A 9,220-nucleotide genomic window follows, 5' to 3' on the forward strand; every position below is an offset into this window, starting at 1 on the left:
CTTCGCCAGGGCGCCGGAGCCGCGCCGTCTACCACGCCACTTCGGCTGCCCACCGGCGCCGCCGAACCCCTCACGCCCCCAACGGCGACGGTCTTCGTCGATGCCGACGAGTGGGAGACGCGCGCTCGCGCGCTGGGCGGGACCAGCAACGTGCTGCTGCTTGGACTGGCGGCCCGCCTGGCCCAGCGAATGGGTCGAGTCACCGCGGACGGCTCGGTCCTGATAAAGATGCCGGTCAACGAGCGCGCCGCCGGGGATACCCGCGCCAACGCGGTCAGCCATCTCACCGTCACGGTCGACGCCGCGCCCGCGACCAGGGACCTGCGCGACATTCGGACCGCGGTCAAGGGAGCGCTGACTAATCACCGGGAGCTTCGCGACGACGAGCGGGCTGTGTTGGCGTTCGTCCCCCTGTTGGGTCTGTTGCCCAAACGCCTTGTCCGGCTCGTCGACAACACGGTCGTCTCATCCAACATCGGTGTGATCAACCCGGCCGTCATCCGACCGGACGGCACAGACGCCGACCTCTTCGCCGCGAGGCTTTCTTACCAGGGCGTGACCGAAGCTTTGATGCACCGTCTGGGCGGAGCCCTGTATGTGCTGTCGGGGACCGCGCAGGGCCAGGTCTTCGTCTCGGTCACCGTTCATCAGCCCGGCTATGCAAACTCGAATGAGGCTTTGCGACAAGACCTTTCGATAGCCTTAAATGACTTTGCGCTTAACGGAAGGTATATCGGAGCACCCCCGGTCACACGCCACTGACGATGACCATCAGGTCATCTGTGAGGCCGTGGCTGTCGCGCGCACTCTTACACACACGTACTATTAACCCCGTTTGACCGGGGTCCAGTGCGACGCCACGGTCGGTAGCCGATTGCCTTGAGGAGAGGGGCTAATGACAACCGTCTTGTTCGTGCTGGGGATGGCCCGGTCCGGCACCTCCGCGATGACACGCGTCCTGTCCCTGTCCGGCGCCGCGCTGCCGCCCGGCATGCTCGGCGCCTCCAAAGCCAACCCGCGCGGCTTCTGGGAACCACGCCAAGCCAGCTACCTGAACGAGAAAATTCTGCGCCGCCATGGCAGCGCCGCCTTTGACCCCACTCTGCGCCTCCACGAAGAATCCGCCGACAGACGCGACATCGCCGAGATCAACGCCTACCTCACAGCGCTGCCGCCGTCGAACCTTTACGTCATCAAGGACCTGCAGATGACCTCGATAACCCGGCTGTGGTTCGAGGCCGCCCGCACCGCCGGTTACAACGTCGGCACCGTGATCGCGCTACGCCATCCCCACGAGGTCATCAAGTCCGTCACCGCGATGATGCCGGTCATCAAACCCGAACTCGCCGCCGCCCTCTGGCTGAAAAGCAGCCTGCTCGCCGAGCGCTACACCCGCGGGCGGGCCCGGGTGTTCGTGGAGTATTCCTTCCTCCTCGAGGATTGGCGGCGCGAGGTCAAACGCATGTCCACGGCCCTGGACGTCGATCTCAACCCAGACGAGCCCGCGATCAACGAGTTCCTCGCCCCCGATGACCGCCACCAACGGGCCGGCGGATCAGCGTGCCCGGAACCATTCGGCACTGAGTGGCTGACGACGACCTACCGCAATCTGCACCGGGCCGCGGGCGGCGACCCGTGGTGCCAACAAGAGCTGGACCAGGTCTTCTGCGAGTACCGGGCCAATGAACAACGCCTGAGCACCGCGTTCGACAACTACCAGCGCGTCGTCAAGGCGCAGCGCTTCGTCCCACGCAAGCTCATCTTCGAAATCGCCGCACTCGCCCACCGTCGCAAAGGCACCTGGGCCTAAGACCCGCCGCTGGCGACAACCCGCCCGGAAGCGAAAGGCCAAGATCAGCAATGAAATTCGCGCTTGCAACCTTCGGGAGTCGCGGCGATGTCGAGCCATGCGTCGCGATCGGCCGTGAGCTGCTGCGCCGCGGGCACGACGTCCGCATGGCCGTCCCACCCGACTTGGTCGGCTTCGCCGAGTCGGTTGGGCTTGCAGCGGTCGCCTTCGGGCCGGAGGTGCGGCCGATTCTGGACGCCCACCGCACCTTCTGGACGGATTTCTTCCGCAACTTCTGGAAAGTCCGGCACCTGATCGAGCTGCGGCACGAGATCGCGGATCCGGTCATCCACCGCTGGGATCAGATCTGCGCCTCGCTGAAGTCGCTGGCCGACGGTGCCGATTTACTGGTCAGCGGGCTGAATTTCGAGCAGGCCGCTGCCAACGTCGCCGAGTATCACAACATTCCGCTGGCCACGGTGCACATCTTCCCCGTGCGGGCCAGCGGGCAGTTCCTGTCTTTCCTGCCGGCGCCGGTGGGGCGCTCGACGATGAGGGTGTACGAGTCGGTCGCGTGGCGCGCGGCAAAAAAGCTCGAGGACGCCCAACGCTCTGCACTGGGCCTTCCGAAAGCGAATGGTCCGCTGCCGCGACGGATCGCCGAGCGAGATTGGGTGGAAATCCAGGCCTATGACGAGGTCTGCTTTCCTTCGCTGGCAGCTGAATGGGCGGGGAGGGACGGCAAACGGAGTTTCACCGGAGCGCTGACGCTGGACCTACCGACGCCGGCCGATGAGGACGTCGCGTCGTGGATTGCCACGGGAACACCACCGATTTTCTTCGGCTTCGGCAGCACACCGGTGAAGTCTCCCGCCGACACGATCGCCATGATTGGCGGGGCCTGCGCGCAGTTGGGCGAGCGGGCATTGGTGTGCGCCGCCGGCACCGACTTCGGTGAAGCCCGCCGTTTCGAGCACGTCAAGGTCGTGAACGCGATGAATTACGCGACGACATTTCCAGCCTGTCGCGCGGTTGTGCACCACGGCGGCACTGGCACCACGGCCTCAGGGCTGCGCGCCGGCGTCCCGACGCTCATCCTCTCGACCGACATCGATCAGACGATTTGGGGAGCGCGGGTCAAGCGCCTGAAGGTGGGCACAGCCCGGCGCTTTTCGAGCGCCACCCAGAAATCGCTGGTCGAGGACCTGCGCCGGATCCTCGCCCCGGAGGTTGTCGCCCGTGCCCGCGATTTCGCCGCCCGAATGACCACGTCGACCGAAAGCGCCGCGGCCGCAGCGGATTTGGTGGAAAAGTACGCCCGCCCTGCCTTCAACGGCTAAGTCCGCAATCGCGTCCCAGGTCGAGTTCTGGTGGGGCCGGCTGGCCATGCGTATGTGATCTGAATCACATAATGACCCCCGGTCACCCCCCCTTTTCGGCCGCTATTCGACTCAAGTATGGTAGTGAACTTGTTGCACTCATGTCGACTAGATATTCGGGAGATCTGGGAGAAGTGATGAGTATCAAGCGATTTGACCAAAACGGCAGATTTCGGGTTCTGGTCAATGGCGAGGAGCAGCACGGCCTGTGGCCGACCCTCGCGGACGTGCCGACTGGTTGGCGAACGGCTGACGGCGTAGCCAACCCGGCCACCTGTCTGGACCACATCGAACTCAACTGGACTGATACACGGCCGGGGATTCTGCGCGAGGGGCTGTTAGCAGGCCGGTCTGCTGACAGGTGACCCGGCCGGAGTCGGGGGCTTCGGGGGAACTTAACGGTCGGCTATTTCCGCTGACGCGCGGACAACTCGACATATGGCTTGCCGAGGAAACGGGTCGGTTCGGCGCCAAGTGGCAGCTGGGTGTGTTGGTGCGAATCGCGGGCCCGCTCGATGCCGGTCGGTTCGAGTCGGCGGTTCGTCACGCGGTGCAGGAAGCCGAATCGCTTCGGGCCGCCATTTTCCAGGTGGATGGCCAGGTTTTCCAACGGATCGTCGACTACCCGGACGTCGAGCTCGCTCGCTACGACCTCCTGGGATCGCAGGATCCCGCACAGGACGCCTATCGCTTAGCGTCATCCATCCAGCGCGAGCTCATGCCGTTCAGCGGTCCGCTGTTCAAGTTCGCGTTGTTGCAAACGCGGATAGATGAATTCTTTTTCTTTGCGTGCTGCCATCACATCGTTGCGGATGGACTGGGCCTGGGCCTTTTCTGTCATCGCATCGCCGCTGTTTACAACGCACTCGCTTCGGAGCAGCAGATTCCTCCCGCGTTTTTCGGCTCGCTGCGCGATCTGATCGATTCCGAACTCGAGTACGAGGCGTCCGCCGATTATCTCGCTGATCAGGCCTACTGGACTGAAAACCTCCCGCCGGCAAAGGAGGTGCGCTATCGGTTGGCGCATGACGGGGGTGAGAGTGATTCGGATGAGTGTTCTGCACCCGTTCAACTGGATCCCGTCGTCGTATCCGGCATTCACGAGTTGTCACAGACGTTGGGGGTGGGCCGTTCGGCGGTGATCACCGCGGCGTGCGCGTTGCTGGTGCGTGGGTACGACGCGGAGAGCTCGGAGGTCGTGCTCGATTTTCCGGTGAGCAGGCGAGTGGGTCTGGAAGCACGGTTGGTGCCCGGGATGGTTTCCGGGGTGGTCCCGTTGGTGTTCAAAGTTGCACCGGACTCCACGGTCGCAAGCTTTTGCGAACAGGTCGGTACCCGAATTGGTGAGGCGCTCCGGCATCAGCGATTCCCCGTGCATGCGATGGAGCACGCGGCCCGTTCCGGCGACTCCGGGCGCACACCGAACCGGGTGATTGTCAATTTCATTCCGCCCACGTATATGTCCGATCTCGCCGGTTCCCCGGCTTCGGCGACGCTGACCAATTCGGGCCTCGTGGACCAGTTCGGACTGCTCTTCACCAGGGACGGTGATCAGCTATTTCTCAGCACCGCGGGCGCTGGGCAGTTGTTTACGAATTCTGATGTCGACGATTTGGCGCGCCGGCTCGAGCGGGTGCTGGCGGCGATGATCGCCGACCCGGCGCGGTCGTTGTCATCGCTCGACGTCCTGAACGACGATGACCGCGCCCAGTTGGATAACTGGGGCAACCGGGCGGTGCTGACCCAGGCGACGAGCGCAGCGGTGTCGATTCCGGAGTTGTTCGCCGCGCAAGCGGCGCGTACCCCCGACGCGGTGGCGCTGACATGCGGGGAGCGTTCGTGGACTTACCGCGAACTCGACGAGGCCGCGAACCGGTTGGCCCACCTGCTGCGCGGTCAGGGCGCGCGCCCGGGTGAGTATGTCGCGCTACTGGTTTCGCGGTCAGCCGAGGCGATCGTTTGCCTTGCGGCCGTGCTCAAGACCGGGGCGGCGTATCTGCCGGTCGACCCTGCGCTTCCGGCCGCCCGCATTGAGTTCATGCTCGCCGACGCCGCACCGATCGCCGCGGTCGCCACGGCTGCCCTGCGAGCGCGGCTAGACAAGTGCGAGCTGCCGGTCATCGACATCGATGATCCGGCCATTGAGAGCCAGCCCGGCAGCCCATTACCCGCACCGGCCCCCGACGACATCGCGTACCTCATCTACACCTCGGGCACGACCGGCGTACCCAAGGGCGTGGCAGTCACCCACCGCAACGTGACCCAGCTCGTCGCGACACTGGATGCCGGCCTGCCCCGCCCCGGGGTGTGGTCACAGTGGCACTCGCTGGCGTTCGACGTCTCGGTCTGGGAGATCTGGGGTGCGTTGCTGCGCGGCGGGACATTGGTGGTGGTGCCCGAAGACGCGGTCGGCTCACCGGATGACTTGCGCGCGCTACTGGCCGCCGAACACGTCAGCGTCCTGTGCCAGACCCCGTCCGCGGTCGCGGCATTGTCGCCCGAGGGGTTGGAGTCGACGGCGTTGGTCGTGGCCGGTGAGGCCTGCCCGGACGACGTTGTGGACCGCTGGGCGCCCGGCAGGGCGATGATCAATGCCTACGGCCCGACCGAGACCACGGTCTACGCGGCGGTGAGTGCGCCGTTGCGAGCGGGGCTGGGTGCGCCGATCGGTTCGCCGGTGCCCGGGGCGGCCCTAGCGGTGCTGGACGGGTGGCTGCGGCCGGTCCCGGCGGGCGTGATCGGCGAGTTGTATGTCGCCGGTCGCGGTGTGGGCGTTGGCTATTGGCGACGGGCGGGTTTGACGGCAACGCGATTTGTGGCCTGCCCATTCGGCCCGGCGGGGACGCGGATGTACCGCACCGGGGACCTGGTGTGCTGGGCCCCTGACGGACAGCTGCGGTATCTGGGTCGCGCCGACGAGCAGCTCAAGATCCGCGGTTACCGCATCGAACTCGGCGAAGTCCAGGCGGCGTTGGCCGCACATCCACGGGTGGCCCAAGCGGCGGTGATCGCCCGCGAGGACGGCACCGGCGACAAACAGCTGGTCGGCTACGTGGTGCCGGATCAGCAGATGATGCTGGTCCGCGAGCCCGGGCGGGAAACCCGGCTCGTCGAGCAGTGGCACGGGGTGTACGAGGGGCTGTACTCGTCGGGTGCCGCGGCGATGCTGGGGGAGGATTTCGCGGGCTGGAACAGCAGCTATACCGGGGCGCCGATCCCGCTGCAGGAGATGCGCGAGTGGCGCGCGGCCGCGGTGGACCGGATCCGGGGGTTGGGTCCCCGGCGCTTGCTCGAGATCGGGGTGGGTTCGGGACTGTTGCTGGCCCAGCTGGCCCCGGATTGCGACGAGTACTGGGGCACGGATTTTTCCGCGCCGAGCATCCAAAGCCTGCAGGCGGCGGTGGCCTCGCAGCCGTGGGCCGATCGGGTGCACTTGCGGGTGCAGCCGGCCGATACGGCAGAGGGGTTGCCGCACGCGCATTTCGATGCGGTGGTGCTCAACTCCGTGGTGCAGTACTTCCCCAGCGGGGGCTATCTGCTGGATGTGCTGGCGGTGGCGATGCGCTTGCTGGCGCCGGGTGGAGCCGTGTTCATCGGCGATGTGCGCAACTTGTCGCTGTTCCGTGCGTTTACCACCGGGGTGGTGTGCGCTGACAAGACCGGCGCGGCGGACACCGGCGCGGTGGTCGGCGAGCGAGTGCGCCGGGAGATGCTGGCCGACCAGGAACTGCTGCTTGCACCGGAGTTCTTCGTGGGGTTGCCTCAGCTGTTGCCCGAGATTTCCGTGGTGGATGTGCGGCTCAAGCAGATGCGGGCCGTCAATGAGCTGAGCGGTTACCGCTATGAGGTGGTGCTGCACAAGACGCCGATGGCAACGCGCTCGCTGGCGGATCTGCCGTCGCAGCCATGGCGCCGGTTCGGCGGCCTCGCCGCGCTGGCGGAATATCTGCGCTCCCAGGGGTTCCCGGAGCTGCGGATAAGCGGCGTGCCGCACGCCGGGATCTGGCCGGATGTGGCGCTGGCCGACGCCTTGGCCGGCACTGACGAGAGGGCGACGGTCGGCGAGCTGCGCGCCGGGCTGGCCGCACCGGATGCGGTGTTGCCGCACGAGTGTGAGCTGCTGGGCAGGCAATTGAATTATGCGCCGGTTGTGACCTGGTCGACGACGGCCGGGCTGGTCGACGTCATCTTCACCCGCGCCACCGACGCGATCTTCTCGGACGTCTATCTCCCGGCCGCGCCGATAGGTTCATTGGCCGAATTTGTCAATGATCCGGTGGCGATTGAACGGGCCGCCGAGTTGCGTGACCACGTCGCCGCCCGGCTGCCGGAGTTCATGGTTCCCGCGACGATCATGATGGTCGAGTCGCTGCCATTGACCGTCAACGGCAAACTCGACAAGCGGGCGCTGCCAACCCCGGAGTTCGTCAGCGCAGTGGCCTACCGCGCGCCACGGGACGGGCGGGAGGTGGTGCTGGCCGCCCTATTCGGCGAGATTCTCGGGATGACACGGGTCGGCATCGACGAGTCCTTCTTCGACCTGGGTGGGCATTCGCTGTCCGCGACGCGGCTGGTGGCGCGGGTGCGCGCGGAACGCGGCGTCGAGGTCCCGATCCGGGCGCTGTTCGACGCGCCCACCGTGGCCGCGCTGGCCGAATGGATAAGCACGCACGCCGGACAACACGCCGGGGCGGCGTTGACGGCGCGGCAGCGGCCCGCGGTGGTCCCCTTGTCGTTTGCCCAGAGCCGCTTATGGTTTATCGGTCAACTCGAGGGTCCCTCACCGGTTTACAACATGGCGGTGGCACTGCGGCTGCAAGGGCGCCTCGATGCCGAGGCACTGGGTGCGGCGCTGGCCGATGTGGTGCGTCGCCATGAGAGCTTGCGCACCCTGTTCGCCGCGGCGGACGGGATACCTCAGCAGGTCGTAATGCCCGCCGAGCGGGCGGAATTCGGTTGGCGGATCGTCGATGCTGTCGACTGGTCACGCGAGCGGCTTGACCATGCCATCGCCGCGGTGGCGGGCCACAGCTTCGATCTGGCCGCCGAGATTCCGCTGCAGGCACGGCTTTTCCGCCTCGCCGACGACGAACACGTGTTGGTGGCGGTGGTGCACCATATCGCAGCCGACGGCTGGTCGCTGGGCGTGTTGGCCGCGGATATCGGTGTGGCATACGGCGCGCGATCTGCCGGACGGCCACCGGGGTGGACCGAATTGCCGGTGCAGTACGTCGATTACACGTTGTGGCAGCGAGAGCAGCTGGGCGACCTCGACGACGACGGCAGTCGGATCGTCAGGCAGTTGGCCTACTGGGAGCAGGCTTTGTCGGGGATGCCCGAGCGCCTGCAGTTGCCGACCGACCGGCCGTATCCGGTGGTCGCTGACTACCGCGGCGCCAGCGTGGACGTTGACTGGCCGGCTCGATTGCAGCAGCAGGTAGGTCAGCTGGCTCGCGAACACAAGGCCAGCAGTTTCATGGTGGTGCAGGCCGCCCTCGCGGTGGTGCTGTCGAAGCTCAGCGCGAGCCGGGACGTGGCAATCGGCTTCCCGGTTGCCGGGCGCCGTGATCCAGCGCTCGACGGGTTGGTCGGGATTTTCGTCAACACGTTGGTGCTGCGGGTCGACTTGGACGGCGATCCCACCGTGGTCGACCTGTTGGCCCAGGTGCAACGGCGCAGCGTGGACGCCTACGAGCATCAGGATGTGCCCTTCGAGGTGCTCGTGGAGCGGCTCAACCCCAGCCGAAGCCTGACTCATCACCCCCTTGTGCAGGTCTTGTTGGCCTGGCAGAACTTCGCCGGGCAGGACGACACCTTTACACCCGGATTGGCCTTGGGTGACCTGCAGGTAACTCCACTGCCGCTGAACACCCACAGCGCGCGCATGGACCTGACGTTCAACCTGTCCGAACGCTGGACCGAGTCCGGTGAGCCCGCCGGAATCAGCGGGAACGTGGAGTTTCGCACCGATGTGTTTGATGCCGAAAGCGTCCGGGAGTTGATGGGGCGGTTGCGACGGGTGTTGGTGGCGATGGTCGACGATCCGGCGCGG

Annotated in this window: 4 protein-coding genes and 1 pseudogene; all 5 read left to right on the forward strand. The window is 66.1% G+C overall.

What is annotated here, in order from left to right; genetic code table 11:
- Nucleotides 1-762 (forward strand): annotated as a pseudogene (locus AC5Y4F_RS26640) (hypothetical protein); the annotation flags it as partial.
- Nucleotides 763-895: 133 nt separating this feature from the next.
- Nucleotides 896-1,810, forward strand: a complete 915-nt coding sequence (locus tag AC5Y4F_RS26645) for a sulfotransferase family protein (RefSeq protein ID WP_499999646.1) — start codon at nucleotides 896-898, stop codon at nucleotides 1,808-1,810.
- 50 nt (nucleotides 1,811-1,860) lie between these two features.
- Entirely contained in the window at nucleotides 1,861-3,129 is a 1,269-nt protein-coding gene (locus AC5Y4F_RS26650; protein ID WP_499999648.1) for a glycosyltransferase, read from the forward strand.
- A 176-nt stretch (nucleotides 3,130-3,305) separates the two neighbouring features.
- Nucleotides 3,306-3,533 (forward strand): MbtH family protein, encoded by a 228-nt coding sequence (locus tag AC5Y4F_RS26655; protein WP_499999649.1) that lies wholly within the window; start codon nucleotides 3,306-3,308, stop codon nucleotides 3,531-3,533.
- Nucleotides 3,530-9,220: amino acid adenylation domain-containing protein (locus AC5Y4F_RS26660; protein ID WP_499999652.1), on the forward strand; the 5,691-nt coding region annotated here is incomplete at its 3' end. The genes AC5Y4F_RS26655 and AC5Y4F_RS26660, both read left to right, overlap by 4 nt.

The sequence above is a fragment of the Mycobacterium sp. NGS56 genome (assembly GCF_059812425.1).